The sequence below is a fragment of the Alteromonas sp. C1M14 genome (assembly GCF_018860965.1).
Classification (GTDB): Bacteria; Pseudomonadota; Gammaproteobacteria; order Enterobacterales; family Alteromonadaceae; genus Alteromonas.
On record NZ_JAHKQF010000002.1, the window covers coordinates 48,102 to 73,824 of the forward strand.

22 protein-coding genes are annotated in these 25,723 nt (G+C 44.8%); 10 read left to right on the forward strand and 12 right to left on the reverse strand.

Going from position 1 to position 25,723, the window contains the following annotated elements; all coding sequences use genetic code 11:
* Positions 1-73: 73 nt before the first annotated feature.
* The 5 genes from KO501_RS00725 to KO501_RS00745 all read right to left on the reverse strand — a co-directional run bounded on the left by KO501_RS00725 (position 74) and on the right by KO501_RS00745 (position 9,004).
* Complete coding sequence (locus KO501_RS00725) at positions 74-3,130, reverse strand: efflux RND transporter permease subunit (protein ID WP_216027733.1); 3,057 nt, start codon at positions 3,128-3,130, stop codon at positions 74-76.
* Entirely contained in the window at positions 3,123-6,419 is a 3,297-nt protein-coding gene (locus KO501_RS00730) for an efflux RND transporter permease subunit (RefSeq protein ID WP_216027734.1), read from the reverse strand. The genes KO501_RS00725 and KO501_RS00730 overlap by 8 nt, the downstream gene beginning before the upstream one ends.
* A 21-nt stretch (positions 6,420-6,440) precedes the next feature.
* A complete protein-coding gene (locus KO501_RS00735; RefSeq protein WP_216027735.1) occupies positions 6,441-7,508 on the reverse strand; it encodes an efflux RND transporter periplasmic adaptor subunit in 1,068 nt (355 codons plus the stop codon).
* 247 nt (positions 7,509-7,755) lie between these two features.
* Positions 7,756-8,154: an OsmC family protein gene (locus KO501_RS00740; RefSeq protein ID WP_216027736.1), complete on the reverse strand. Its 399-nt coding sequence runs from the start codon at positions 8,152-8,154 to the stop codon at positions 7,756-7,758.
* 13 nt (positions 8,155-8,167) lie between these two features.
* Positions 8,168-9,004, reverse strand: a complete 837-nt coding sequence (locus KO501_RS00745; protein WP_216027737.1) for a S1-like domain-containing RNA-binding protein — start codon at positions 9,002-9,004, stop codon at positions 8,168-8,170.
* Between the two features lie 66 nt (positions 9,005-9,070).
* Between KO501_RS00745 and KO501_RS00750 the strand changes: the two genes are divergently transcribed.
* The 4 genes from KO501_RS00750 to KO501_RS00765 are packed head-to-tail and all read left to right on the forward strand — an operon-like array spanning position 9,071 to position 12,321.
* Complete coding sequence (locus KO501_RS00750; RefSeq protein WP_216027738.1) at positions 9,071-9,814, forward strand: 5-oxoprolinase subunit PxpA; 744 nt, start codon at positions 9,071-9,073, stop codon at positions 9,812-9,814.
* A gap of 12 nt (positions 9,815-9,826) precedes the next feature.
* Positions 9,827-10,516, forward strand: coding sequence for a 5-oxoprolinase subunit PxpB (gene pxpB / locus KO501_RS00755; protein ID WP_216027739.1), 690 nt, complete (start codon positions 9,827-9,829; stop codon positions 10,514-10,516).
* Positions 10,506-11,444 (forward strand): biotin-dependent carboxyltransferase family protein, encoded by a 939-nt coding sequence (locus KO501_RS00760; RefSeq protein WP_216027740.1) that lies wholly within the window; start codon positions 10,506-10,508, stop codon positions 11,442-11,444. Before pxpB ends, KO501_RS00760 begins: the two co-directional genes overlap by 11 nt.
* A gap of 10 nt (positions 11,445-11,454) precedes the next feature.
* Positions 11,455-12,321: an aminotransferase class IV gene (locus tag KO501_RS00765; RefSeq protein ID WP_216027741.1), complete on the forward strand. Its 867-nt coding sequence runs from the start codon at positions 11,455-11,457 to the stop codon at positions 12,319-12,321.
* Between the two features lie 47 nt (positions 12,322-12,368).
* Here the strand turns inward: KO501_RS00765 and fur are convergent, their stop codons facing one another.
* The 6 genes from fur to KO501_RS00795 all read right to left on the reverse strand — a co-directional run bounded on the left by fur (position 12,369) and on the right by KO501_RS00795 (position 16,912).
* Positions 12,369-12,797 carry a ferric iron uptake transcriptional regulator gene (gene fur / locus KO501_RS00770; protein WP_216027742.1) on the reverse strand — a complete coding sequence of 143 codons (429 nt, stop codon included), beginning with the start codon at positions 12,795-12,797 and terminating at the stop codon, positions 12,369-12,371.
* 207 nt (positions 12,798-13,004) lie between these two features.
* A complete protein-coding gene (gene fldA / locus KO501_RS00775) occupies positions 13,005-13,529 on the reverse strand; it encodes a flavodoxin FldA (protein WP_216027743.1) in 525 nt (174 codons plus the stop codon).
* 32 nt (positions 13,530-13,561) lie between these two features.
* Positions 13,562-13,780, reverse strand: a complete 219-nt coding sequence (locus tag KO501_RS00780; protein WP_216027744.1) for a DUF2788 domain-containing protein — start codon at positions 13,778-13,780, stop codon at positions 13,562-13,564.
* Between the two features lie 107 nt (positions 13,781-13,887).
* On the reverse strand, positions 13,888-14,667 hold the full coding sequence (locus KO501_RS00785) for an alpha/beta fold hydrolase (RefSeq protein WP_216027745.1): 780 nt from the start codon (positions 14,665-14,667) through the stop codon (positions 13,888-13,890).
* Positions 14,668-14,729: 62 nt separating this feature from the next.
* Positions 14,730-15,122: an H-NS family nucleoid-associated regulatory protein gene (locus KO501_RS00790; RefSeq protein WP_216027746.1), complete on the reverse strand. Its 393-nt coding sequence runs from the start codon at positions 15,120-15,122 to the stop codon at positions 14,730-14,732.
* A 146-nt stretch (positions 15,123-15,268) separates the two neighbouring features.
* Positions 15,269-16,912 carry an electron transfer flavoprotein-ubiquinone oxidoreductase gene (locus KO501_RS00795; RefSeq protein ID WP_216027747.1) on the reverse strand — a complete coding sequence of 548 codons (1,644 nt, stop codon included), beginning with the start codon at positions 16,910-16,912 and terminating at the stop codon, positions 15,269-15,271.
* Between the two features lie 288 nt (positions 16,913-17,200).
* Here KO501_RS00795 and KO501_RS00800 point away from each other — a divergent pair, with 288 nt between their 5' ends.
* A complete protein-coding gene (locus tag KO501_RS00800; RefSeq protein ID WP_216027748.1) occupies positions 17,201-17,953 on the forward strand; it encodes an electron transfer flavoprotein subunit beta/FixA family protein in 753 nt (250 codons plus the stop codon).
* Entirely contained in the window at positions 17,950-18,879 is a 930-nt protein-coding gene (locus KO501_RS00805; protein WP_216027749.1) for an FAD-binding protein, read from the forward strand. Before KO501_RS00800 ends, KO501_RS00805 begins: the two co-directional genes overlap by 4 nt.
* 42 nt (positions 18,880-18,921) lie before the next feature.
* Here the strand turns inward: KO501_RS00805 and KO501_RS00810 are convergent, their stop codons facing one another.
* Positions 18,922-19,230, reverse strand: coding sequence for an isoamylase early set domain-containing protein (locus tag KO501_RS00810; protein WP_216027750.1), 309 nt, complete (start codon positions 19,228-19,230; stop codon positions 18,922-18,924).
* A 335-nt stretch (positions 19,231-19,565) separates the two neighbouring features.
* Here KO501_RS00810 and KO501_RS00815 point away from each other — a divergent pair, with 335 nt between their 5' ends.
* From KO501_RS00815 to KO501_RS00830, 4 genes are all read left to right on the forward strand, one after another.
* Positions 19,566-20,777, forward strand: coding sequence for an efflux RND transporter periplasmic adaptor subunit (locus tag KO501_RS00815; RefSeq protein WP_216027751.1), 1,212 nt, complete (start codon positions 19,566-19,568; stop codon positions 20,775-20,777).
* A complete protein-coding gene (locus KO501_RS00820; protein ID WP_216027752.1) occupies positions 20,774-23,923 on the forward strand; it encodes an efflux RND transporter permease subunit in 3,150 nt (1,049 codons plus the stop codon). Before KO501_RS00815 ends, KO501_RS00820 begins: the two co-directional genes overlap by 4 nt.
* Before the next feature lie 100 nt (positions 23,924-24,023).
* The gene (locus KO501_RS00825; RefSeq protein ID WP_216027753.1) at positions 24,024-24,395 is read left to right on the forward strand and encodes a hypothetical protein; all 372 of its coding nucleotides are present in this window, start codon (positions 24,024-24,026) and stop codon (positions 24,393-24,395) included.
* Between the two features lie 159 nt (positions 24,396-24,554).
* The gene (locus tag KO501_RS00830) at positions 24,555-25,721 is read left to right on the forward strand and encodes a response regulator (protein WP_216027754.1); all 1,167 of its coding nucleotides are present in this window, start codon (positions 24,555-24,557) and stop codon (positions 25,719-25,721) included.
* Positions 25,722-25,723 lie beyond the last annotated feature (2 nt).

Sequence of the window (25,723 nt, forward strand, 5' to 3'; positions counted from 1 at the left end):
TGTGTATTTTTATACCGGGTGGCCGCGGTTTTTTATGCAGTAGCCCACCCGGTTTAAGCGAGAGCTGAAACATTCAAAGCCAACGGTTTACCCGTAGTTTGCTTGACACCATCAGCTGCTGGAAGTGAAAGCGCAATTTGAGTAACGCGACGTAGCTAAGCGGTACTAAAATTAGACTGGTTAAGGTAGAGAACAGCAGTCCGCCAATAATAGCGATAGCCATTGGTGCATAAGTTGGTCCGTCCCCACCTACCCGGGTTGTACCAATCGCCAAAGGCACTAAGCCTAGCACTGTTGTTGCTACCGTCATCAATACCGGCCGTATACGGGTCATACATCCTTGTTTTACCGCATCATACAAATGATTTCCTTCGTTTACTAATTGGTTGATCCTGTCTACCAATACAATGCCGTTATTCACCACTATTCCCATCAAGATCAGCATACCTATCATCCCCATTACCGACATTGGGGTGTCAGTAACTAAAAACGCCCAGAAAACACCGGTAAAGGAAAACAACAGCGACGTTACTACCGCCGTGGGCAGTAATAAAGATTCAAACAAGGCAGCCATGACGATATAAATCATAATAATGGCCAGCAACATGTTTAATTGCATAACGGCAAAGGCTTCATCTTGACGTTGGAAGCTGCCATCAAGTGTCCATGTGTAGCCTGCTGGCAGGGTGATCAGTGACATTGCCTGTTCTAAACGTTGTCTGGCTTGTTCAACGGTGACGCCCTCTTTTAGGTTTGCGCCAATGGATAATGCTGTTTGGCGATATACCCGCTTAATTTCTGACAACTGTGGCGCTACAGTGATATTGGCAATCATGTCTAAGGTAATTTGACGACCGTTGATTTGTGCGATGGGTAAATTTGACAGTGCTTCTAATGAGCCTTGGGTGGATTCTCCGTACATAAGACGAACCGCGATTTCTCCAGCATCGCCATACCGAAACGTTCTTAAATTAGTGCCTCGCAATGCCGTGCTGATAAGGTTAGCAACATTGTCAGGTTGTATGCCTAAGCGCCATGCTTGTTCCGAGTTGATGGATAATTGGTATTCTTGTTTGTCGGCACCGGTATCGGCTTTTACGTCTTCTAGTTCGCTTATATTTGCAAGCATAGGAACGATTTCGCTAGCAAGTTGCCGTAAACGTGCTGAAGACTCGCCCAGTAGTGTGAGGCGAACGCCGCCACCATTTCCGCTTTCCCACTGAAATGAGGGCCTTGCTCTAACAAATTTGGGCATGTCATTTCGAATTCGCGCCTTTATTTCGTCGATGGGAAGGGGGAGGTTGTCTTCTAGCGTAATACCGGATATCGCATGGCCAGGTTCGAAATAAGAATACACCTGCTTGATATGAAACTTCCCTTTATTTTCATAAAGAAAGTTTTCCATTTTATTCACGGCTTTTTCTACTTCATCCAAACTGTAGTATTGAGTGATATTATAATCGAGCCATAATCTTTCATCGCCATCCCCTTCATCATCGCCGCTTATTACACCTAGAGGGAATATGGTGCTGGCCAGGATGCATAGGGCAATCCCGCCGGTAGTTTTTTGATGATGGAGGGCCCAATCTAAAATTCGTCCATATTTTTTAATATAGCGGGGTTGTGCTTGCCCCTTTGTTTTGGGTATCGAAATTTTTGCTACCAATAGAGGGATCAACGTTTGTGCTAATAATAACGATGCAAACAAAGATATGCATATTGCTATGGCGACGTGTTCTAGAAATACGGTTACGTCTATCTTGACACCCACAATATTAGGTAAAAATACAATGGCGGTGGTGGCTGTCCCGGCAATAACCGCTATGCTAACTCTGCCTATACCGGTTTGGGTTGCGCGCAGTGAGTTAGGATCTTCTTGGCGCGCTTGAATAATACTTTCGGTGACAACCACGGCATTATCAACAAGCATGCCTACAGCTAGCATTAAACCCATTAATGAAAGAATGTTCAGCGAATATCCCATTAGGTACATCACCCCTAAGGTGATACAGATAGAAAAGGGGACAGATAAAACAACAATAAACGTTGTGGTGAGTTGTCTTAGAAACAAATACAGCACGCCCACTGACAACAAGGCCCCCAGTAAACCCGCAGTAATCAGATCGCCAAGGGATGAACTAACGCTTTTGGCCGTATCATCCATGACAAATAAATTAATGCCATTAAATTCCGGATCGCTCTGGGCTTGATTTATGACAGTCATCACTTCTTCGGCAACTTTGACTAGGTTGCTGCCGGATTCGCGGAAAATATTGAATCCAACTGCATAGGTGCGGTCGAGATGACGCCCTTCGGTGCGTGTTGGGGTTTCATAACTTATGGTTGCGATATCTTTAAGGCGAACTCCATCTTTGACAAGCATGTTTTCGAAGTCTTGCACGCTGGTATATTCGCCCATAGGGTTGATTACAATTTTTTGTTCTGTGGCAAGGGTACCGGCAGTGGCAGAAAAATTTGCCCCTTCTAATTTTTGGCCTAGTGCGGCGGTATCGACATGCAATGCCGAAATTTTTTCTGGTTGTAAGCGAATAAGGATCTGTTTTTTTAGCACGCCATACAGTTCTACTTTAGAAACGCCGGGCACCCGCTCTAACGGGCGTTTTAAATTTCGTTCCAATAAATCATAAGCATTACTTAGGTCCCGAGTACTCGACACCCGTAACTGAAACACAGGCATATCGTTAGTATTAAATTTATAAACAAGAATACGCTCTACATCGTCTGGTAAGGTTTGACGAATGGCATCGATTTTTTCCCGAGCTTCGATGCTTTTGGCTTTAATATTTTCATCCCAATCAAACTCAATAAAAACCTCGGCGCGATTTTCGTAAGAGGTGGCTTGGATTCGTTTGATGCCAGACATGGTGGCCAGTACTTCCTCAATAGGTCGTGTGATCAAACTTTCCACCTGGCTGGGAGTAGCGTCCTGATAGGGCACTTCTACGACTATTTGGGGGATATCAATGCCTGGGAATTTTTCCAATGGTAAAAAACCCGCGGCGATAATGCCAAATAGCAGCATGGATACAAAACACATTCCTATTGTCACTGGGTGCTTAAGTGCATAGCGTGCTAAAGATGCGCCTGTAGGTATTGTCGGATCAGTCATTGTACTGCTCCTTGGCGTGTATGCTTGGACTAACAGACGGGGTCGATGCGAAGGATTTATTATCGAACAGGCTGTAGAGAACGGGGATTAAGACAAGTGTTAGTACCGTAGCAAACAGCAACCCGAAGATAACGGTTATCGCCATGGGCGTGCGCACTTCTGCGCCGTCGCCAAAGCCTATCGCCATGGGTAACAAGCCCAGCACGGTGGTAAGTGTAGTCATGACAATTGGACGCAACCGACTATTACCTGCTTCGATAATTGCCGTTTGTTTGTTGCACCCGGTCTCGCGCAATTGATTGATGCGATCAATAAGCACAATGGCGTTATTAACGACAATGCCGCACAACATGATAAGGCCGATAAACACCACCACAGAAATATGCGTACCGGTAAGCCATAATCCGAATACTGAGCCAGCACCGGCTAACGGAACCGCAAACAAAATCAGCAAGGGGTGTAACAAGGATTCAAACTGAGATGCCATTACCAAATACACCATAAATATGGCGAGCAATAATGCTAATTGCAGCGATGCAAAACTGTCTTCCATATCTTCATTTTGCCCGGCAATACTGGCGGTTAAAGAAATCGGCAGAACAATTGTGTCGAGTAGTTGTTGCGCGTCTTTCACCGCTTCGGCTAAATCACCATAGGCTAAATTAGCCTCTATTAGTACCACCCGTTGTTGATCCACACGGGTTATTTCGCTAGGCCCGGTACTCATATAAACATCGGCCACCGCGCGCAAAGGTACGCCTTTGTCACTGGTGGGGTTAACGATAATGTTAGCCACGTCGGTGATGTTGTCTCGTAGGTTACGTTGGTTTCTCACCAATACATCGATCTTTCTATCGTTGATGTCTAGTTGCGTGGCCACTTGGCCACCAACCTGTGCAGCAACCACATCGGATACTTCCTTGGCGGTTAAATTAAGGCGTGCTAATCGAGCATCGTTGAAACGAATTTTGAGTTCTGGATTACCCGTTTGTAGCGTTGTGGTCACGTCGTTAAAGCGCGGGTGGCTGTTCATTAATTCAACTAACTGGCGGCTGTAAAGCTGTAATTGCTTTAAATCATAACCTTGTAATTGAATTTGCATAGGCGGGGCAAAACTAAATAATTCGGGTTCGCCAAACTGAAACTGTACACCAGCCTGTTGTTGTAGAAACGTACGTAGCGATTGTTGAACATCCTGTAATTCTTGTTCCAGGTGTTCAGCAGACATTACGACATTTAGTTGCCCCCAATGTTCTCCACCTTGGGATGGCGCAGCACTTAGTAAGCTACCTGTTCCGGCTAATGAGTAGGTGCGGGTCACCCCCTCTGTCGCTTTTGCTACTTGTGCCATGTTAGCTAACAGTTGGTCTGTTTCGGTTACGCGTGACCCCGGAGGAAGAGTGATTTCAACGTTAAATTCACCCTGAGACATACGGGGTATCAGTGCCATGCCAAGGCGCGGAACCAAGAAAGATGAAATGACTGTAATTCCACAGGCCAATAAGACGACGGTTATTCGATGGCGAAGTGCTAACTGTAAAAGCCCATTGTAGCCGCTTTGCAAATGTGAAAAGGCCACAGCCACAAGTGTGCAAAGGGGCGTAAAAAGTCGTTTGCAGCCCCTTGCCAATATTTTATGTAATAGCAGGAGCATGGTCACCATAGCGGCGGGAACAAAAACAAATACAAAGCGAAGTGGCAATAACACGATGGTTATCATTGTATTTTGCAGGGGGGAGCGGTGTGTTATTTTTGCTGCTGATGAGAAGGTTTCTACGTGGTTCAGTGGTTTATTAGCCGTCCGTGCTGCTAACGCTGGAATAACGGTGAGGGCCACAATTAATGAGGCGGCTAGGGCAAATGAAACCGTGATCGCTTGGTCACCAAAGAGTTGTCCCGCAACTCCGTCTACGAAGATTAACGGTACAAATACTGCCATTGTCGTTAAGGTGGAAGCGACGATGGCACCGGCGACTTCTTTGGTGCCTAATCGGGCTGACTCGGCGTGAGTTACGTTTTTTATACTTCGGTGTCGATGAATATTTTCCAGTACAACAATGCTGTTATCTACCAATAAACCCACGGCCAGCGCAATACCGCCCAAGCTCATAATATTTAGACTGATATTGTTGCCGTACATTAAATTAAAGGTAGCGATAACTGATACAGGAATGGAAACGGAGATAATTAGGGTTGTCCATAAATTACGTAAAAAGAGATAAATCACCAGCATGGCCAATAGACCACCTATTACCGCGGACGTTTTCACGTCGTCAATGGCTTGCTTGATAAAAATACTTTGGTCGTAAATCACATCTAACTGATAACCGGGTAAAAGTGATGATTTCACTGTCTCCAGTCTTTGTGAAACTCGTTTGGCAACCTCAACGGAATTGGCGTCACCTTCCTTGTAAATAGCAATCTCAATACCCGATAAACCATTAAAGCGGGTAATGGCATCAGGCTCTTTGTAGCGATAGGACACAAGTGCGATGTCTTTTAACTGAATATCCCGTCCTTCAAAGCGTCTAATAAAGGTATTTCTTATTTCTTCTATATCTTGGTATTCGTTTAGCGTTCGCACTAAGAAAGCTTCACTGCCGGTATCGATACGGCCTCCTGCAGTATTCACATTCTCTTGCTGTAAGCGCGTTATTACCTGGGCGAGACTAATATTGACTTGGTTGGCTTTTCGGGGGTTTACATCTACTTGAATTTCATTTTCAAGACCGCCTCCTAAGCGCACCGATGCCACGCCGTCAATGGATTCAAGACGACGTTTTATCTGCTCATCTGCATAGATGCGCATTTTTTTTAATTGCAAAACAGCATCTTCACTTGTTGTATCACTGGATGCTGGAAGGGCCAGACCCAATTTTAAAACAGGATCCATACTGGGATTAAATTTAAGAAGACGGGGTTTGTCCACATCTAACGGCAATTGCAGTACATCCAGCTTTTCTCTGACTTCCAAACTGGCAAAATCCATGTCTGTTCCCCAGGAAAACTGGAGTACTACATCAGACTGGCCCGGCCGAGAAACAGATTTAACGGATTTCACCCCTTTAACCACGCCAACGGCTTCCTCTACGGGCCGGCTTACCAATTGTTCAACGTCGGGGGGAGATGCCCCTTCGTAATCCGTTCGTATGGTGAGCGTCGGATAGGAAAGTTCCGGTAATAAACTGAGGGACAAACGGCTTAACGAAACCATGCCAAATAGCAAGATGGCAGTGGTAAACATAGCAATAGCCACAGGCCGCTTAACGGCAAGATCCACAATATTCATGTGCTTACTCCTAAGGGCCTGTTAACCGTTGACAATGTCGACAGGGGTTTGATCTTTTAGGTTTTGGTGACCATAGGTAATGACTGTTTCACTGCCAATAAGGCCGCTGGTGATCTCTACCATGTCGCCTTGCTCAAAACCGAGTATCACGGGGACTTTCTGCGCCTTACCATCTCTAACCACAAAGACAGTATTTTCATTGTCGATACTGATCAGCGCTTGGCGGGGAAGGAGTGTGGTATTTTCGTGGGTGGCATAATTTAGCGCTACTTCACTAAACATGCCGGCTTTTAATGTACCATGGCTATTCGGTACGTTTAATGTCACTTTAAAAGTACCGGTAGTGGCATCGATGACAGGGCTTATTCTTGATACCACGGCCGTGACCGTTTCATTATTTAATGCCAAGAGCGTGAGGGTGGCTTGTTGTTTGACGTTAATATGAGGCAATTCACTTTCAGGTAAGTAAACAATCCCCTGCAAAGTATTTTGCTGAACAATGTGGAACATGCGTTCTCGTTGAAATGATTCGGTAAGGTTGCCCACCTTAGCATTACGCTCGGCTATGTAACCGCTGATGGGAGCGGTTATGGTGGTTTCCTGTAAATCAAGCTTGGCGAGTTCTACGTTGGCTTTGGCGGCTTCAAAGGTAGCGCTTAGCTTTTCATACACATCGTCACTGACTAATTTACGAGAATATACCTGATTGATTTTTGCCAGTTCTTGCTCGATACCGGCTAGATCGGCGTTGGCTTTCAACAAGTTTAATTCGTAGCGCCGCCGATCGAGTTGGGCTAGGACTTGCCCTTTTTCTACATAATCACCTTCTTCCACGGCAATGCTTTCGATGATGCCTGAAGCACGTGCTACCACAAAAGCCTCTTGTTGCGCTTCTAATATGGCGGTAGTGGAATAGGTAGAGCTAATGGTGCCACGGGAGACGAGTTGAGTTTCCACGGGAATGGTTATACTGGATTCATCCTCCGTTGCTTCAGTGACCGCATCGGCATTTTCACAACCGGCAAGCAGCATGCACAGACCGATGGAGAGAATCCCAGTAATGAGTAAGTGTGTTTGTTTTTTGTCCATGGTAAATACCTGTTATTGGAATTTTTATTTATTTGCAGACAAATTGCATTCGCCATGCCACCGCGAATAAATAATATTTACTATAAATAACAGGTAGTTAAGTGTTTTTAGCTAGGAAGGGGAAAGCGCAAGAAAAGCAATTGTTAGTGATAACCACTAATAGATGGCGAAATTGGTTAAGGGAGAGGTTGCACAACAAGGTGTTGAAGCGGCACCACGTTAACAGATACCGCTTTAACACATATGACTAGGCTTCGGTGATTTCGAAACGGGTTTCTATTTCAACATTGCCCGCTAACATTAGCATGACCGAGCAGTATTTTTCGGCGGAAAGGCTAACCGCTCGAGCCACTGCTTTTTCCGTTAGCCCTTGACCGGATACTTTGTAATTAGCGATGATTTTTGTGAAAACCTTAGGCGCAGAGTCGGCACGCTCGGCTTCTAGTTCACATTCACAATTGGCGATATTAAAACGCCCCTTTTTGAGTATGTCTACCACATCAATGCTAGAACAAGCCCCAGCGGCAAGTAGTACGGATTCCATGGGTGATACGGCTTTTCCTTCACCGTCCATCACCATTTTATAGCCAGATTCGGTGGTTGCGGTAAATGTGAGATCTTTATCCCAAACAACATTTGCTTTCATAATATTCCTGGTTTTAAATAAGTCTGATGGTGTTTTTGTCAATGGTAATGAGGCGTTTTTTGTACAATGCCCCCAGGGCTTTTTTGTAAGCCGCTTTACTCACATTAAAATGTGCGTAGATTTCTTCTGGCTGACTTTTATCGGTTAACGTGGAGATGCCGCCGTGATCTTGAAGATCTTCTAAAATAGCCTCTTCAAGTGATTGCCGACCGGCTTTGTCTACCCGTTGTAGGGCCACATCAATTTTGCCGTCTGGCCGAACTGTTTTAATTACCCCGTCTGTTTCATCGCCGATTTTTAACTTTTTAAAAGCATCACTATGAAAAATAAGACCCAAATATTTTTTGTTGATGACAACTTTAAACCCCAGATCGGTTTTCCCGTAAACCATGCAGCTTACGTTATCACCAGCTTGGATATCTGGACTGCTTTCAGCTAAAAATTTGTGTAACTTAGTGGCCCCTAGTACCCGTTGGGTATTTTCATCATAAAAAATGTGCACGACATAATTCATGCCCTCATTTATCGGGCCTTCCTGTAAACCGGAAGGGACGAGGAGATCCTTATTTAACCCCCAGTGAAAAAATGCCCCGAAGTGCGTGGCGCCAACCGCTTTTAGTATAACGGTTTCACCGCACTGGGCTACAGGAGGGGTCGTCCAGGCTGTGAGACTACCGGTTTCGTCGGTAGCCACAAACACGGAAATCTCGTCACCTTCTTTTACCGTGAGCTGATTATTGTCGTGGGACAATAACACCAAGGGATCGTTAGGATCGCCAGAGGTAAGGTGAAAGCCAAAGGGAAGGGCTTCTTTAACCTGTAATGTGTTGATTTTGCCAATTTGTATCATCGGAACTGACTGTTTTAAGAAATGCAGGTAACATAATAACGAATTGTGTTGAACAGAAAAACCATTATGAAGTTGAATTGCGATTTAGGTGAAAGCTTTGGCATCTGGACGATGCCTGTGGACGATGCTGTTATGCCACTTATTGATCAGGCAAACATTGCATGTGGTTTTCATGGTGGCGACCCGCTAGTGATGGAAAAAGCCATATCCAGTGCCCTGGCTCACGATGTGAGTATTGGTGCTCACCCCAGTTACCCAGATTTACAAGGGTTTGGTCGACGTTCTATGTCCATGGCTGCAGAAGAACTGAAAAGCTGTCTTCAATATCAGATTGCCGCTCTCATGGGGATGGCTGCTTGCCAAGGCGCTAAGGTTACCCATGTTAAACCCCATGGGGCCTTGTATAACGATATGATGAAAACCCCCTCGGTGAGAAAAGTGGTGATGGAGGCTGTCAGTCAAATAGGACAGGGTCAATTACCACTGGTGTTGCAAGCTCACCCCAAGTCACAGCAACTGCGCAGTGAAGCGCAGCAGTTTGGCCTTAAATTACTTTTTGAAGCCTTTGCCGACAGACGTTATAGCGACGATGGCTTTCTGCTATCTCGACAAGAAAAAGGGGCAGTATTGGATCACACATTGGCCTATGAACAAGTTAGTTTGTTATTGGAACATGGCATCGTGATCACCCAAAGTGGCCTAGAAATGCCGTTAGAAGCCGATACCCTTTGTGTCCACGGTGATTCTCCCGGCGCGGTGGCCATGGTTCAACAGTTTCGGGTTTTACTTGATGCTCAAAGTTCTAAATAAAGGGGGTAAAGAGTGGCGCCATTTGATGATATTGCGCATATTGAGCCGGCCGGCCTAGATGGGCTTATTTTGTATTTCTCTGGTACCTGTAGTCGTGAAGTTAACGCTAAAGTGGCGAGTTGCTATCGCGCCCTAAAATATGCGAAGCCCCAATGGCTGAAAGAGGCCATTCCTGCATATGATTCATTATTAGTCCTTTTCGACCTAACAATTACTGACAGCCATGGTGTTTATGCATTTTTACGTCACATGCCCTTAGTGTTGGAAACAGAAAAGTCGGTAAAAAAGCACAGAATTCCTGTTTGGTATGGGGCATCACAAGCCAATGACCTAGCACAAGTTTGTGAACATACGGGGCTTACAGAGCGGGACATTATCGACTTACATACAGCAACGACTTATCGGGTTTATGCCGTCGGGTTTGCCCCTGGCTTTGCGTATTTAGGGGATAGCCCTGAGCAGCTAAGTGTGCCGCGGCGAGATACGCCACGAACCAAGGTGCCGGCCGGTGCAGTGGCAATTGCCGACAGACAAAGTGCCGTTTATCCCTCGGTCTCTCCGGGCGGATGGCATTTATTAGGGTTGTCGCCCATGGCAATGGTTGATACCACTAAAGCGGTGGCCGGACGCCTGCAAATGGGCGATGAGGTCACGTTTTTTGCCATTGACGAAAAGCAATACCGGAGTTGGCATGAACAATAATGAAATAACCATTGAACATATCCAAATGCGTTCACTGGTGGTGGATAATGGGCGGCTTAGTGGTCAAAGTGAAGGCTTTAGCGAAGCTGGGGCGATGGATAATCAGGCCTTTCAATTGGCTAATTATTTAGCCGCAAACCCTATGAATACACCGGGTTTGGAAGTTTTAGGTAGTATAACACTGCTATTTCATTGCGATGCCACGATTGCCGTATGTGGGCCAAGCTGCCTACTCACTATTAATGATACCCCCAGCGATACCTGGTGCAGTATAGATATCAAATGCGGCCAAAAGGTAACCATAAGTTCTGAAAAATTAGGCCATCGGGCTTACGTTGGTATTCATGGTAACTGGGATATACCTCACATCCATGGTTCTGCCTGTACCGTGATGCGAGAGCAACTAGGCGGCTTGACGGGCCAGGGCAACGCTCTCGCTAGTCAAGATCGCATTGGTGGCCAATTTCGCCTTTCCCAACAACAAAAAAAACTCAGTGAACAGCAACGCCCGAACTATTCGTTGGTCGAACCCTTTGATGTGGTAGCAGGTTATCAGCAACGGGGGTTTAGTGCTTATGCATTGGCTTTGTTTTATGCTTCTGAATACCAATTATCTCCCCAATGTGATCGTATGGGATATCGGTTATCCGGCCCAAAAATCAGCGCCAACAGCAAAGCGATGCGGTCAGAGGGCATTAATTTAGGTTCTGTACAAGTGCCCGGAGACGGCCAGCCCATTATAATGATGCGCGATCGACAAACCCTAGGGGGCTATCCTAAAATCGGTGCCGTAGCGTCTTACGATATATACCGTTTGGCCCAGGCTGTTCCCGGTGATGTTATTTCGTTTAGGCCGGTGGATATGAACAACGCCCGTGGGACTTGGTTGTTAAAGCAACGGATATTTTCACATTTGACGAAAGGGTAATGCAGGACACATGACAATAGCATTTTTAAATGGTGAATTTTTACCCCTCGAGCAAGCGCAAATTTCGCCGATGGATCGAGGCTTTTTATTTGGTGATGGCATTTACGAAGTTATCCCGACGCTGAATGGCAAAGCGGTGGGGCTTGGCTGGCACTTAGAGCGCTTAAACGATGGTTTAACCGCCTTGGGGATCGTCAACCCAAACACCGATGATTCATGGGCCGAACTGATTAACACCTTGGTGCAAAAAAATAGCCAAGGGCTAAATTCTGACAGCATTGGTGTATACATCCAGGTAACCCGAGGTACGGTAATGCAGCGCGCCCACGGGTTTCCACAAGATGTTGCTCCAACGGTTTTTGCTTTTGCATTTGCAACGGCTGCACCGCCTATACCTGATAGAGAAAAAGTAAAGGTGTTTTCCGTTATCACCTCTGCCGATCGCCGGTGGCAGCGATGCAACATAAAATCTACGTCCTTATTAGGTAACGTGTTGCATTATCAAGAAGGTAATGTGGCAGGAAAACAGGAAACCATTCTGTATAATGATGAGCAAGAAATTACAGAAGCTAGCGCTTGTAATATCTTTATTGTTCATCAAGGTGAAATATTGACGCCGCCGCTAGATAATCAAATTTTACCGGGGATCACACGAAGGATCGTGATTGAGAGTTTGGCAAGGGAGGGGATAAAGGTGAAAGAGCAACCCATCAGCCTTGAACAATTACGTCTTGCCGATGAAGTTTGGCTAACCAGCTCGAGTAAGGAAATTGCGCCTGTTACTGCGGTTGACGATACACCCGTTGGCAATGGTGAAGTAGGGGAAATGTGGTTAAAAGCGCTAACTTGCTTTAACAAACACAAGTTCTCATTGTAAAAGAGATAAAAAAACGCCTGCTTTAAGCAGGCGTTTTTTATTATGAATTAATCGTCCGCTGCATCACATTTGCCGTCGGTACATTCACCGTAAAGATAGAGGCTATGATGGGTCAATTTAATGTTATTGCGTTCTGCAATTTCTTCTTGGCGTTGTTCGATGACTTTGTCTTCGAACTCAATAACCTTTCCGCATTTTAAACAAACCAAATGATCATGATGTTCTTTGTGGCTAATTTCAAAAACCGACTTGCCACCTTCAAAGTGGTGTCTGTTTAGAATGCCGGCATCATCAAATTGATTTAATACACGGTATACAGTGGCAAGACCAATTTCTTCACCCTGTTCGATAAGTATTTTATATACGTCTTCAGCACTAATATGCTGATTAGCAGGCTCCTGCAGAATCTGCAAAATTTTCAAACGAGGCAATGTGACTTTCAAGCCAGCTTTTTTGAGTTCTTTATTTTGGTCCATAGATTAGCACTTCTGGAAGCTCTTAAATTTAACGCTCATTATAGGTGCTTTGCATAGATTTAAAAGTAAAAGCATGGTTTTGGCGACAAAAATTACACAATGTGAAATTTATACGAATTGATCTACATGCGTTGATGATGCAAAGGGAAATGTCGTTGCATCGGCAGACATGACAGTAAACGGGCCTAAGCCCGTTTACAGGGGGGATTACGCGAGTTCCGCAAGGCAAAGTTCTTCGTGAAGTTGCTTGCACCACGTTTTAACCCGTTCTTCAGTTAGTTCAGGTTGCCGATCTTCATCGATACCCAAGCCGACAAAGTGAGTATCATCAGCCATGCCTTTTGATGCTTCAAAATCATAGCTTTCTGTTGGCCATTGACCCACAAGAATTGCGCCACGGGCTTCTACAATATCTCGGATCATGCCCATGGCATCGAGGAAATATTCGGCGTAATCTTCCTGATCGCCACACCCGAAAATGGCCACCAGTTTATCGTTGAAATCGATTTCTTCTAGCTCAGGGAAAAAGTCATCCCAGTCGCATTGAGCCTCACCGTAGTACCAAGTAGGAATACCAAAAATCAGCAGATCAAATTCAGCAATCTGATCTTTACTGCTCTTTGCAATGTCATGGACATCGATGAGGTTTTTACCCAGTTCTTTTTGAATCATTTTAGCGACATGTTCGGTGTTACCCGTGTCGCTACCGAAAAACAAGCCTACACTTGCCATAATAACCCTCTAAGTTGTACTTGAATCAGATATCACACACCCGTACTTAGCCAGATAACTTCGATAATCCCTTTGGCAACAAAACCAAGGGCGCCGAGTCCTAATACGCCGTAAGCGACAACTCGACCGATAAGTGGCACGTCGTTATTTTTGAGTACATCGTGTACTGCGTAACCCATAAGTGCAAATAGGCAAACAAGGCCGATATACAGCACAATGGACTCAATTAATTCGTAATTTTCAGCAAGCATAATTTTACTAACCAATAAATCGGCGCAAACTATAGCACACAATAGCGATGTATCGCATGGTAACACACGTAATAATGTGCCAAGAAAGCATTCATCTAACGAATGACTTAAGGATTTAAAATGTGTTTTTCAACCACGCGGTTAAAACTTGTGGGTTTTTCGGCATGTAGCCAATGACCGGTGTTATCAATAATATGGGCTTTGGCCTTAGGAAACAGCTGTTGAATGGCAGGCTGCATCGCACCGGTAATATAGTCTGATTGGCTTCCTTTAATAAACAAACAGGGTTTGTCAAAAACGCCGGTAGTCTGGGGCCAACCCTTAATTTGGTCATAGTGCTTTGCTAAGTTATCTAAATTAAACCGCCAATGCCATTGGCCAGTGCTATTCTCAGCGAGACTTTTTAATAAAAACTGCCGTACGCCAACCTCTTTTATACCGGCTTGCAGTTGTTTGTCTGCATCTTGTCGGGACTGTATTTTATCTAACGAGACACTTTTTAACGCAGCGATAATGTCTGTGTGTCGGGGGGGATAACTCACTGGCGCAATATCGGCCACAATGAGATCATCAATACGGTCTGGATAGGTGAGGGCAGTAAGCATGGCCACTTTTCCACCCAGGGAATGTCCCAGTAAACCTATCTTTTTGTGTTCAAATTGATCCAGTAGTTCAACCAAGCCGGACATACACACCGATAATGAAAAGTTATCAACGTGGGGTGACTGACCGTGATCCGGTAGGTCAATAGCAAGAATATTGACTTTATCTTTGAAGTGACGTTGTACCACACTGAGGTTATCGAGAGAGCCAAACAGGCCATGAATAAGTACTAATAGATAGTCGCTATCCGCATCGGTATAACGATAGTGTAAGGGTTCGGGCATGGGATGTCCTAAACACGAAAAGCAAGCAATGGCGGCGCTAAACCGCCATAAAAGAAGAAAGGTTAGAGAGTAAAATCGTCGAGACTTTTTCCACTTTCCAACGCTTCTTTATAAACACGTGGCATACGGCCAATACCAGTCCAAAGGTGCTCTTCGCCTTTAGCATCGGTAAGTTTATATTTTACTGGACGTTTTTTGCCCGTGGATTTTTTTTCTACAACAGAAGATTCCAAATCACTGACATCAAGACCGGCTTCTTCTAATTGCTTTTGAATTTCAGCAATTTTTTCTAATTTTTGCTGTTGTACTTTTTCATCCTCAAGCGCTTTTTGTTTACGTTTATCGATAATATTGCCAAGCTTATCTTGAACTGATTCAAGTTCTGTAATGCTTAATTCTTTTACCGCACCTTGTAAACGTCTTCCGTGAGTTAATATATCTAAAAATTCACTCATTAATTACCCTTAAGTTTTGATTTCTATATTTCCACGGCGATCATAGTTAAAATAAGCAAAAATTAAAAGCGACTTCTCGTGGCTTTTTTTAATTTTTATTTATAAATAATTTCATTTTGATAAAAATAAAATTATTTAACGCTTTTTCACATGTTTGGGTACGTGGGGCCACCGCCACCTTCCGGAGGTGTCCAAGTGATGTTCTGCGCAGGATCTTTTATGTCGCAGGTTTTGCAGTGGATACAATTTTGTCCGTTTATTTGAAAATGCTTTTTGCCGTCTTGTTCAATAATTTCGTACACGCCCGCGGGACAATATCTTTGTGCTGGTTCGTCAAATTTGGGTAAATTTAAAGACAGTGGAATTGTCGAATCGGCTAAACGTAGATGACAAGGTTGGTCTTCTTCATGATGGGTATTAGACAGAAATACCGACGATAACTTATCGAAACTTAGCCGGCCATCAGGTTTAGGATAGTCGATAAGATGGGCGTGTTCTTTTAGTTTTAGCTGTGCATGATCGCTACCATAATCCTTTAGTGTGAACAGAGGTTTTCCTTTCAGTATATTCTGCTCCACCAGATTATATGCCCCACCTAAAATCGTGCCAAATTTATGCAGTGCAGCACCAAAGTTCTTCCCACTATTGAGTTCATCAAACAACCAGGAGGCTTTAAACCGTTCATCAAATGATACTAATTTTGTCTTTGACGTTTGTGTGGCTATGGCTTCAAACACCGTATCAGCGGCAATTAGGCCAGACTTCATCGCGGTGTGATTGCCTTTTATTTTGGCGAAATTCAATGTGCCAGCATTACAACCTATAAGCAGTCCACCGGGAAAGGCCATATCGGGTAAGGACAGTAGTCCACCTTTGGTAATGGAGCGTGCGCCATAGGAAACCCGCTTACCGTTGGTAAGGTATTGGCTATAAATTGGATGATGTTTCATGCGCTGAAATTCGTCAAAAGGGCTCAGCATGGGGTTTGAGTAATTAAGATCTACAATAAGTCCTACAAATACTTGATTATTTTCAGCGTGATAAAGGTAACCACCGCCAGATGCGTCAGCGAGAGGCCATCCTGCGGTATGTACCACTAGCCCAGGTTGATGCCGTGCCGGTTCGATATCCCAAATTTCCTTAAAGCCAATGGCATAATGTTGGGGTAGGGTATCGTTATCGAGCGAAAAACGGCGAATAAGCTGTTTGCCTAAGTGACCACGGCTGCCTTCGGCAAACAACGTGTATTTTGCTTTAAGGGCCATGCCAGGCATATAACTGTCTTTTTTACTGCCATCTGCCGCTACGCCCATATCGCCGGTAATAATTCCTGCGACACTACCATCATCATCGTACAAGACGTCTGTGGCCGGGAAACCGGGAAAAATTTCTACGCCTAACCCTTCTGCCTTTTCGGCGAGCCAGCGGCAAACATTTCCCATAGATACGATATAGTTCCCTTGGTTGTGCATGGTGCGTGGCACTGCGCTATCAGGGAGTTTTCGTGCTTTCGTATTGTCCTTCAGGTAGTAAACATCGTCACGCAATACGGCTGTATTGAGTGGCGCGCCTTCTTTTTTCCAATCAGGAAAAAGTTCGTCCAATGCGGTACTTTCAATCACCGCGCCCGATAAGATATGTGCGCCTACCTCGGCGCCTTTTTCTACCACGCATACCATCAATTCAGTGTTGGTTTCGGTCGCCTTTTGCATAAGACGGCAGGCTGCAGCAAGTCCTGCGGGGCCTGCGCCAACAATAACAACGTCGAACTCCATTGATTCTCGTTCCATAACTTTCCTCTTATTATCAATGTCATTGGTTTGCGTGGATGACTCTACATTGTGGTAACAAAAAAAAGGTAACGCCGTATTTTACGGTTGACCTTTATGTCATCACTCAGTACATTGCACTATAGTTTACGTTAACGTAAAGAGTAAGTTTATGTCTACTTGTTTCGTTTTCCTATTGTGAAGTGGAATGACAAAAGTCATAGACGTAGGGTAATGAATTAGCGTTTATTAGTAGCACAACTTTAATGAGCGTTTTAACGACTAGGCTTCAACTGTTTGAGGTATGCCATGAAAATACTTGTACCCGTAAAGCGCGTGATTGATTACAACGTCAAAGTGCGCGTGAAATCTGATGAATCCGGTGTGGATCTAGCAAATACCAAAATGGCGTTAAACCCGTTTTGTGAAATTGCCGTGGAAGAAGCAGTGAGGCTTAAGGAGAAAGGCATCGCGACTGAAGTTGTGGTGGTTTCCATTGGGAATAAAGCCTGTCAGGAGCAGATCCGTACTGCTCTGGCATTAGGTGCAGACCGAGGTGTTCATATTGACACCGAGTGTAATTTAGATTCACTTATGGTAGCGAAAATACTCGCTAAGCTTGTGGAACAAGAGCAACCGGAGCTGGTGCTCCTAGGTAAGCAGAGTATTGATTCCGATAACAATCAAACCGGGCAAATGCTTGGGGCGCTAACGAACATGCCACAAGGCACATTTGCGTCAGAAATAATTGTGGATGGTGCAAGGATCCAGGTTACCCGAGAGGTCGATGGTGGTTTACAAACCCTTTCACTTTCATTACCGGCAGTGATCACCACCGATTTACGCTTAAATGAGCCACGTTATGCATCATTACCGAATATCATGAAGGCCAAGCGTAAGCCCATAGCGGTTATGCCTGTTAGTGAATTTAATGTGGATCTTACCCCTAAGGTGAACGTGGTGAAAGTCGTCACACCGCCTCAGCGCACGAGTGGCATTAAGGTCAATGATGTTGCTGAATTGGTTGATAAGTTGAAGAACGAAGCAAAGGTGATTTCATGAGTATTTTAATTATCGCTGAGCATGACAATACCCAAATGAAGCCTGAAACAGGGAAATTAGTGCAAGCGGCCCGTGGACTAAGCGGTGAGGTTCATATATTGGTGGCGGGTGATGCATGTAGCGCAGTGTGTAACGAGGTGGCTGCACTTGATGACGTGGCAAAAGTTCTACAGGTCGAACATGCATCCTTAGCGCATCAATTAGCCGAGCCTATGGCGGAATTAGTGGTAGGGTTGGCCGCTGATTACACCCACATTATTGCTGCGGCAACTACCACCGGCAAGAACTTCATGCCCCGGGTTGCTGCATTGTTAGATGTGTCACAAATCTCTGACATTATTGCTATCGACAATGACAACACCTTTGTACGACCTATCTATGCCGGAAATGCCATCGCCACGGTGACATCCAGTGAAGCTACCCATGTTTTAACTGTACGTACTTCGGCATTTAACGGCGTTAGCACTGGTGGTGATGCCAACATCGAAAAAGTCGATTTTAACAGTGAGTCACCGCTTAAATCACAGTTTGTCAGTGTGACGCAGACAGAGTCTGAACGTCCGGAACTTACCGCGGCCAATGTGGTTATCTCCGGTGGCCGAGGTATGCAAAATGGTGACAATTTTGCCCTGCTTGAAGGCATTGCCGATAAACTGGGGGCCGCTATAGGTGCCTCCCGCGCCGCAGTGGATGCCGGGTTTGTGCCCAACGACATGCAAGTTGGCCAAACAGGGAAGATTGTGGCGCCTCAACTTTATATAGCTGTTGGGATATCGGGCGCCATACAGCACCTTGCCGGTATGAAAGACTCTAAAATCATCGTAGCCATTAATAAAGATGAAGAAGCACCGATTTTTCAGGTGGCAGACTATGGATTAGTCGGTGACTTGTTCGACATCCTGCCCCAATTAGAGCAAGCCTTATAAATGATTGAGGCCGCACAGGCGGCCTTTATTTATGACAGCCTGCTATACGCGAACAACCGAATTGTCCTCTAGACTTAACGGTGACGGTTGATAGTCATCAGCTTCCCAATCGTTTTCCCAGATTTCATCATTAATTAAATATCTAAATTGATATTCGTTATCAGTATCTAATGCTAGTGTCTGTGTAAAGTCACCGTTTTTGAGTTTTTTCATGGGCGGTACTGCGCTATCCCAAGCGTTAAAATCACCTACTAATCGCGCGGTTTCTGCTTGTCCTGCTTCTTTAGCATTAAGGCGGAAAGTAACTTTGCAAACGGGTTTTGTTTTTAGATACTGTTTTTTTAAACTCATAAGAGCCCTCTTAATTACTCGCAGATTTCCTTACTCCAACTTAAGACTAAAAAACCATCAATTCAAGGGGTTTGTTGTTAATATTTAGCGCCACATTTGTTGTAAAAACGTTTCTTTGACTTTAACTTGTCTAAATTATGGCTATTTCTTCTTGCGCTTTGCTAAATAAAGATGAAATAAAATTTAATATTCTTACTTAGGCGCAAGTTGGGTTATCGGGGTAAACTGAAAAACACATTTGTTGTCATGGCGGCTAGGTTGAACTATTAGATAGTTGTCTGTGTGAGTTACCAGAGGCTATTGTTAAGACTCTGAGCGTTTTAAAAGGAAGTGAGATGTCGACGCGCCGTTTACTCAAAATAATGGGTCCTTTGATTGTTATTGTCTTGGCCTTGGCCATTGCTGGGGTTATGATCTTTACGAAATCAGCGCCAGAAAAAATGCCCATGGAAACCAAGCCGATACTGGTCGAGGCGCACCCGGTATATCGCACTGATACGCAGTTTATTGTTCATTCCCAAGGTAACGTAAGCCCCAAAAATCAAACCCGATTAAGTTCACAGGTAAGTGGCAACGTGGTGCAGATAGCGCCAACGTTTGAAGTGGGCAACAGGGTACAAAAAGGGGACGTGTTAGCCGTATTAGAACAAGAAGACTATGAAACGGAACTCCGTTTAGCTGAGGCAGAACTTGCTAGGGCAGAGGCAGCCCTCGATGAAGAAATTGCCCGGGGGAGGGTGGCAGAAACCCAGTGGCGTTCAGTCAATACCCCGGTTCCTCCAGAGCTGGGGTTACGTAAGCCGCAATTAGCAATGGAACAAGCCAATGTGAAAGGTGCAAAGGCGAAGTACGCGATGGCGAAACGTAACTTAGCACGTACTGAACTAAGGGCGCCTTACAATGCCATTGTGGTGGAAAGAGCTATCGATTTTGGCCAATTTGTTCCTATTGGCGCCCAGGTGGGAACCCTCTATTCCACTGATATTGCAGAAATTCGCTTACCCATCATAGAATCTGAGCTTCCATTTATTAACTTACAATCTGATTTAAGCCATTCCACCGCTATTGTGCTTAAAGCTGAAGTAGCTGGTAGCCTGCAGCAATGGCCTGCGCGCTTAGTGCGTTCAGAAGGGGTGTTTGACGCTTCAAGCCGTGTGATGTACCTAGTCGCTCAGGTGGATGTGCCCTACAACACCGCAAGGCACAACCCTATTTTACGATTCGGGCAATTTGTTGAGGCTGATATTTTCGGCAACGATACGCAATCTTTATTTGTTTTGCCGCGGCATGTCTTGCGGTTGGACAATACGGTACTGACTGTGTCAGACAATAATCAAATAGAGATTCAACCAGTAGACGTGGTGCGTACAACGGCTACCCAAGTTTTTATTAAAGATGGCTTATCAGATGGGCAGGATGTGGTCTTTAGCGTGGTGCCTAATCCTTATAATGGAATGGCTGTGCGAAGGTCAGATGATTCACAAAGCACACCACCATCAGAAAATCCTATTACGCAAACCTTGGGCGCTGATGGAGTCGTTCAATGACCAAGAACGATACCCATAGTGGCATGATCGCATGGTTCGCCCGCAACAGCGTAGCGGCGAATTTACTAATGTGTATATTAATCATTGGTGGTGTTTTTTCAGCAATATCAATTCAAAAACAAGTCTTTCCCGCTTTCGAAATTGATGTGATTAATGTCCGGGTTCCCTATTTAGGGGCTGCACCACAAGAAGTTGAAGAAGGGGTGATACTTAAGATAGAAGATGCCCTCAAAGAACTCGATGGGATAAAGCAGATCACCTCTACAGCAGTGGAAGGATTAGGTACGGTAAGTATCGAAGTTGAAGAAAACTATGATGTGCAGTCGGTATTAGACGAAGTTAAAGTGCAAGTTGATGCCATTCCTAGCTTTCCCGTTAATACGGAAAAACCGTTGGTTTATCGACAGAAAATTCAACAAGATGTGATTTGGATTTCGGTGCATGGCGATGCATCGGAACGAGAAATGAAAGAATTTGCGAAACAGATTCGAGACGATATCGCTAACCTGCCGGGGATTTCATCGGTTTCTATTGTCGGCGCAAGAGAGTACGAGGTCGCCATCGAGCTATCGGAACTGGCACTGCAAAAATACAACCTTACCTTTACTGACGTGGTTAATGTGGTGCGGCAATCGAGTATTGACCTGCCTGGAGGCGCAATTAAAACAGACAACGGTGATATTTTGTTGCGGACCAAAGGTCAGGCCTATAGAGGCGATGATTTCGCTAAAATTGTGTTACTTAACGATAACAGCGGCGCCCGTGTCCTCCTCGGTGATGTGGCAACAATAAATGACGGTTTTGTTGAGGAGCAACAGTTTTCTCAATTCGATGGCAAGGGGGCCATTCATATTCGGGTCAGGGCGGTAGGCGATCAAAATTCCCTTGATATCTCCGAACAGGTAAATCGCTATATCGATGAGCACAAAAATAGCTTTCCCAATCACATAACCGCTGACAGTTGGGGAGACTCTTCTTTCTACTTGTCCGATCGCTTAAATATGATGCTGGAAAATATGGTTTTTGGCGCCTTGTTGGTTTTCCTTGTGTTGTCGCTGTTTTTAAAAATCAAATTGGCCTTCTGGGTTATCTGGGGGTTACCGGTATGCTTTTTAGGGGCTCTATTTGTTATGCCCGTAGAACCCATAGGGGTTTCCATAAACATGTTGAGTCTATTCGCCTTTATTCTGGTGCTCGGCATAGTGGTGGATGATGCCATTATTATGGGGGAGTCGGCATATTCAGAAATAGACAAAAAAGGCCATAACGCCGAAAACGTTATCATTGGCGTAAAGAAGGTGGCCATGCCAGCGACCTTTGGCGTGCTGACTACCGTTGCTGCATTCACCCCCATGCTAATGGTTTCCGGGCCCTTTGGGATTATCTGGAAAACTATCGGCTGGGTTGTGATCGTGTGTTTACTGTTTTCCCTGGTAGAATCAAAGTTGATTCTACCGGCGCACCTTGTGCATATGAAATTAGCCCCCTATCACCCCAACAATGCCAATCTCTTCCAGCGCTTTAGAGACTATTTCAGTGAAGGATTAAAACGTTTCGTTGAAATGGGATATACCCCTTTTTTACGACGTGCCATTGAGTATCGTTATCTTACCCTTTCGTTATTCGTAGCCATGATGATTTTAACTGTCGGACTTTTTGGCGGTGGATTAGTGCGCTTTGTGTTTTTCCCTAATATTCCGAGCGACTTCATCATGGCCTCCTTTGAATTGGAACCCGGTTCTTCGATTGAACAACGGGATGAAACTATAAGTGTGATGCTAGAAGCCATGTATAGAATGGACAGCAAAATCGAGCAAATGTCTGGCAACCCTATTATTAAACACGCCATCGCTTTTGATAATGGCACCACCGGAGGGGAAGTGCTTGTTGAGTTAACTAAAGGGGAAACCCGAACAATGACGGATTTTGAAATTCATCAGCGCTGGCGGGATGAGATGCCAGAGATCCCAGGTGTTAAATCATTCAATATTGGCGCCCCAGGTGGAATGGGCACAGGAGCCGATCTCAGTTTTGAGTTCAGTGCGCCAGATATTCAACAACTGAAAAAAATCAGTGATGATTTAAAAGCAAGTTTGGCTACCTTTAACGGCGTTACCGACATAAATGATACCTTTGCGGGTGGCAGTGATGAGATACAATTGTCACTAACACCTCAAGCCCATTCTTTGGGTATCACCCTGCAACAACTCGGGCAGCAGGTGAGATACGGATTTTATGGTGCTGAGGTACAGCGTATTCAACGGGATGATGAAGAAGTCAAAGTGATGGTGCGGTATCCCCAAGAGGCTCGTTCATCGATTAGCCATCTGCAACAAATGCGGGTTAGGGGCAACAATGGCGAAGATATTCCTTTTGAAGAAGTGGGTAAAATCACTTTAGGTCAAGGCTATGACGCCATTGTTCGTGTAGATGGTAGCCGCTCGGTTACGGTTACCGCTAAAGTAGATAAAGGGCGGTTAGATCCTGGGGAAATTACGCAACAGGTCACAACTCAGATTGTGCCTGATTTGCTAACCCGCTATCCCAACGTTAAATTTCAATTACAGGGCAATTCCAAAGAAGAAGCCGATGCAATGTCGGGTTTATTAAACGGATTACTCTTTGCGCTATTTGTGATTTATGCCTTACTGGCTATCCCTCTGCGCTCTTATACTCAGCCATTTATCATCATGTCTGTGATCCCCTTTGGTATTGTTGGGGCTATTTTCGGCCACCTTATACTTGGGCTAGCGGTGAGTGTGTTATCCATATGCGGCATCATCGCGTTAACTGGCGTTGTGGTGAATGACAGCTTGATCATGGTTGATTTTGTCAACAGAGCGCGGCGGGAAGGTCATCGTCTCAGCGACGGGATTGTACAGGCGGGAGCACAACGATTCAGAGCAATTATACTAACTTCTTTAACCACCTTTTTAGGTTTGATGCCCATTGTTTTTGAGCGAAGTTTACAGGCCCAAGTTGTGATCCCCATGGCCGTGTCTTTGGCTTTTGGGATCCTTTTTGCCACTGTTATTACGTTGTTATTAGTGCCTTGCTTATACCTTATCATGCATGACATTGGTGATTTATTTCGCTCACCCAGTGTAGATAACCCTACCAACCACTTTAATAAATCACGGAATTAGGGTCGTCGCGCCAGAAGGGCGCGTTGCTTTTTTAGACAAATTGCTTGATAAGTGTTCGTATATACAGTACTGTTTGCATATACAGTGTGTGGGGGTGTTTATGAATACGGGCTTAAAAACAGTAGATAACCTAATAGGACAGTACGGGATACGTGTTCAAGAAGGAAAGGACCCGTCTCAGGCGCTCACGGCGCTACGGGGTGGCGATATGCGCATCAATGCCATGCGTTTACCTTATTGTATCGTTCAAAAGATCATGGGGTTACCTGCTCATCGTATGCTTAAACTGCACCAGTGGTACTTGCCGCATAAGAAAGCCAAGTTAGCTGCGTTTCTCATCGATGAAAAAGGGGGCATTATTGAACAAGTTTACTATCAGCGTGATGCCAAACATGTTCATGCCTGTCGCAAGGTACAGGAAATCGTTGAAGTGGCTCAACGGCAAGCCAGTATGAAAGATGTGGCAGCTTAATCGTTCCTTGTTATAAGGGGGCGTCATTGTCGATACGGCTTTCAACCGCAACAAGGTGTGTGTTTCTTTTCTGTTGAGTTTTTTTTCAGTTCATTGTGCAACTTTACCTGCCTGCTACTATAACTATAAGAATAAATTTGGTTTTCTAGGGGCATATAGGTGAATTTGCTGATAGTCGAAGGCGACGAAATTCAGGCAGAAGTATATCAACTGTCACTTTCAGATGATTTTGTTGTATCGAGAGTCGATAATTTTACCCTTGCCCAAAAAAAACTGCGCGAAGATCACTTTGATATCGTGTTATGTGATTGGGAAGTCGGTGATCACAAAGCCACCGCGATTACTGTTAATAACCGCAATTCTCAGTCTAGTCTGCAAGCCCCCGTAGTGGTTGTCGTTACCGAAGATGCCAGAGAAGCGAGTATGATTAGTGCTTACAATGGTGGCGTCTCTTATTACATAACCAAACCCTATAAGGTGATACAGTTTACCGAAACGTTATTGTCGATAAAAAATCAGATCCTTACCCTTAGGGAGATGCAAGCCGACAATATTCAGACTTTAAAAGCGACAAAGAGGGCACTCACCCGTTCAGCGATTTTCGAATTGGGAATGGACATACTGAGTCAAGGAAATCATGCTACCGATGCTCGGGAAATCGCTAGGGTTACTTTAAGCGCATTGCGGTTACACGGTATCTATGCCGCCATAGAGTTTAGAAATATTCGTTCGCCGCTGTATTTTGATACCGATTTAACCTGTTGTGATGATACAACTAAAAAGGTGTTTTCTGTACTTCGTAAACAAGGTGGTGTCTACTGTTTCGGACGCCGAGCTATGATCAACGACGATGATATTTCCTTACTCATTAAAAGTGTGGAGCATCAAGATCCAGCAATCTTTGAAGTAATAACCACACTGGGCGCTAAATTATTGCCTTCTCTTAATGCGCGCTACAAATGTCTTTTACAGGAGCAAGCGTTAGTGGATACGCAAAGAGATTTAACGAACATTGTTCAGCTAGGTGACAAGGCCCATGCTGATGTGGTTAAAGCAAATATGAAACTTGCGTCATCACTTACTGGTTCGGTTACAGCCGCGGTGAAAGCAGGGAATTTAACGGCGCAGCAGGGAGAAGAGGTTAATCAGTGCATAGAAGGGACAATAAGTCAGGCGCTGAACAATGACAATATGACCGATTTTACGGCCCTTTTACATGCGGTGGGCGAGCGTTTGGAAGAGCGGTTAATGGAACTGGCTATTTATCATCGCGATACTAGCGTCGAGGTAGATGAAGAGACGTATCGTGATTTAGAATATTTTTAAAA

Excerpts from the sequence above, each read along its gene's own strand:
- KO501_RS00725 (WP_216027733.1), bottom strand. The coding sequence starts at position 3,130 with ATGACTGATCCGACAATACCTACAGGCGCATCTTTAGCACGCTATGCA.
- KO501_RS00730 (WP_216027734.1), bottom strand. The coding sequence starts at position 6,419 with ATGAATATTGTGGATCTTGCCGTTAAGCGGCCTGTGGCTATTGCTATG.
- KO501_RS00735 (WP_216027735.1), bottom strand. The coding sequence starts at position 7,508 with ATGGACAAAAAACAAACACACTTACTCATTACTGGGATTCTCTCCATC.
- KO501_RS00740 (WP_216027736.1), bottom strand. The coding sequence starts at position 8,154 with ATGAAAGCAAATGTTGTTTGGGATAAAGATCTCACATTTACCGCAACC.
- KO501_RS00745 (WP_216027737.1), bottom strand. The coding sequence starts at position 9,004 with ATGATACAAATTGGCAAAATCAACACATTACAGGTTAAAGAAGCCCTT.
- KO501_RS00750 (WP_216027738.1), top strand. The coding sequence starts at position 9,071 with ATGAAGTTGAATTGCGATTTAGGTGAAAGCTTTGGCATCTGGACGATG.
- KO501_RS00760 (WP_216027740.1), top strand. The coding sequence starts at position 10,506 with ATGAACAATAATGAAATAACCATTGAACATATCCAAATGCGTTCACTG.
- KO501_RS00765 (WP_216027741.1), top strand. The coding sequence starts at position 11,455 with ATGACAATAGCATTTTTAAATGGTGAATTTTTACCCCTCGAGCAAGCG.
- fur (WP_216027742.1), bottom strand. The coding sequence starts at position 12,797 with ATGGACCAAAATAAAGAACTCAAAAAAGCTGGCTTGAAAGTCACATTG.
- fldA (WP_216027743.1), bottom strand. The coding sequence starts at position 13,529 with ATGGCAAGTGTAGGCTTGTTTTTCGGTAGCGACACGGGTAACACCGAA.
- KO501_RS00780 (WP_216027744.1), bottom strand. The coding sequence starts at position 13,780 with ATGCTTGCTGAAAATTACGAATTAATTGAGTCCATTGTGCTGTATATC.
- KO501_RS00785 (WP_216027745.1), bottom strand. The coding sequence starts at position 14,667 with ATGCCCGAACCCTTACACTATCGTTATACCGATGCGGATAGCGACTAT.
- KO501_RS00790 (WP_216027746.1), bottom strand. The coding sequence starts at position 15,122 with ATGAGTGAATTTTTAGATATATTAACTCACGGAAGACGTTTACAAGGT.
- KO501_RS00795 (WP_216027747.1), bottom strand. The coding sequence starts at position 16,912 with ATGGAACGAGAATCAATGGAGTTCGACGTTGTTATTGTTGGCGCAGGC.
- KO501_RS00800 (WP_216027748.1), top strand. The coding sequence starts at position 17,201 with ATGAAAATACTTGTACCCGTAAAGCGCGTGATTGATTACAACGTCAAA.
- KO501_RS00805 (WP_216027749.1), top strand. The coding sequence starts at position 17,950 with ATGAGTATTTTAATTATCGCTGAGCATGACAATACCCAAATGAAGCCT.
- KO501_RS00810 (WP_216027750.1), bottom strand. The coding sequence starts at position 19,230 with ATGAGTTTAAAAAAACAGTATCTAAAAACAAAACCCGTTTGCAAAGTT.
- KO501_RS00815 (WP_216027751.1), top strand. The coding sequence starts at position 19,566 with ATGTCGACGCGCCGTTTACTCAAAATAATGGGTCCTTTGATTGTTATT.
- KO501_RS00820 (WP_216027752.1), top strand. The coding sequence starts at position 20,774 with ATGACCAAGAACGATACCCATAGTGGCATGATCGCATGGTTCGCCCGC.
- KO501_RS00825 (WP_216027753.1), top strand. The coding sequence starts at position 24,024 with ATGAATACGGGCTTAAAAACAGTAGATAACCTAATAGGACAGTACGGG.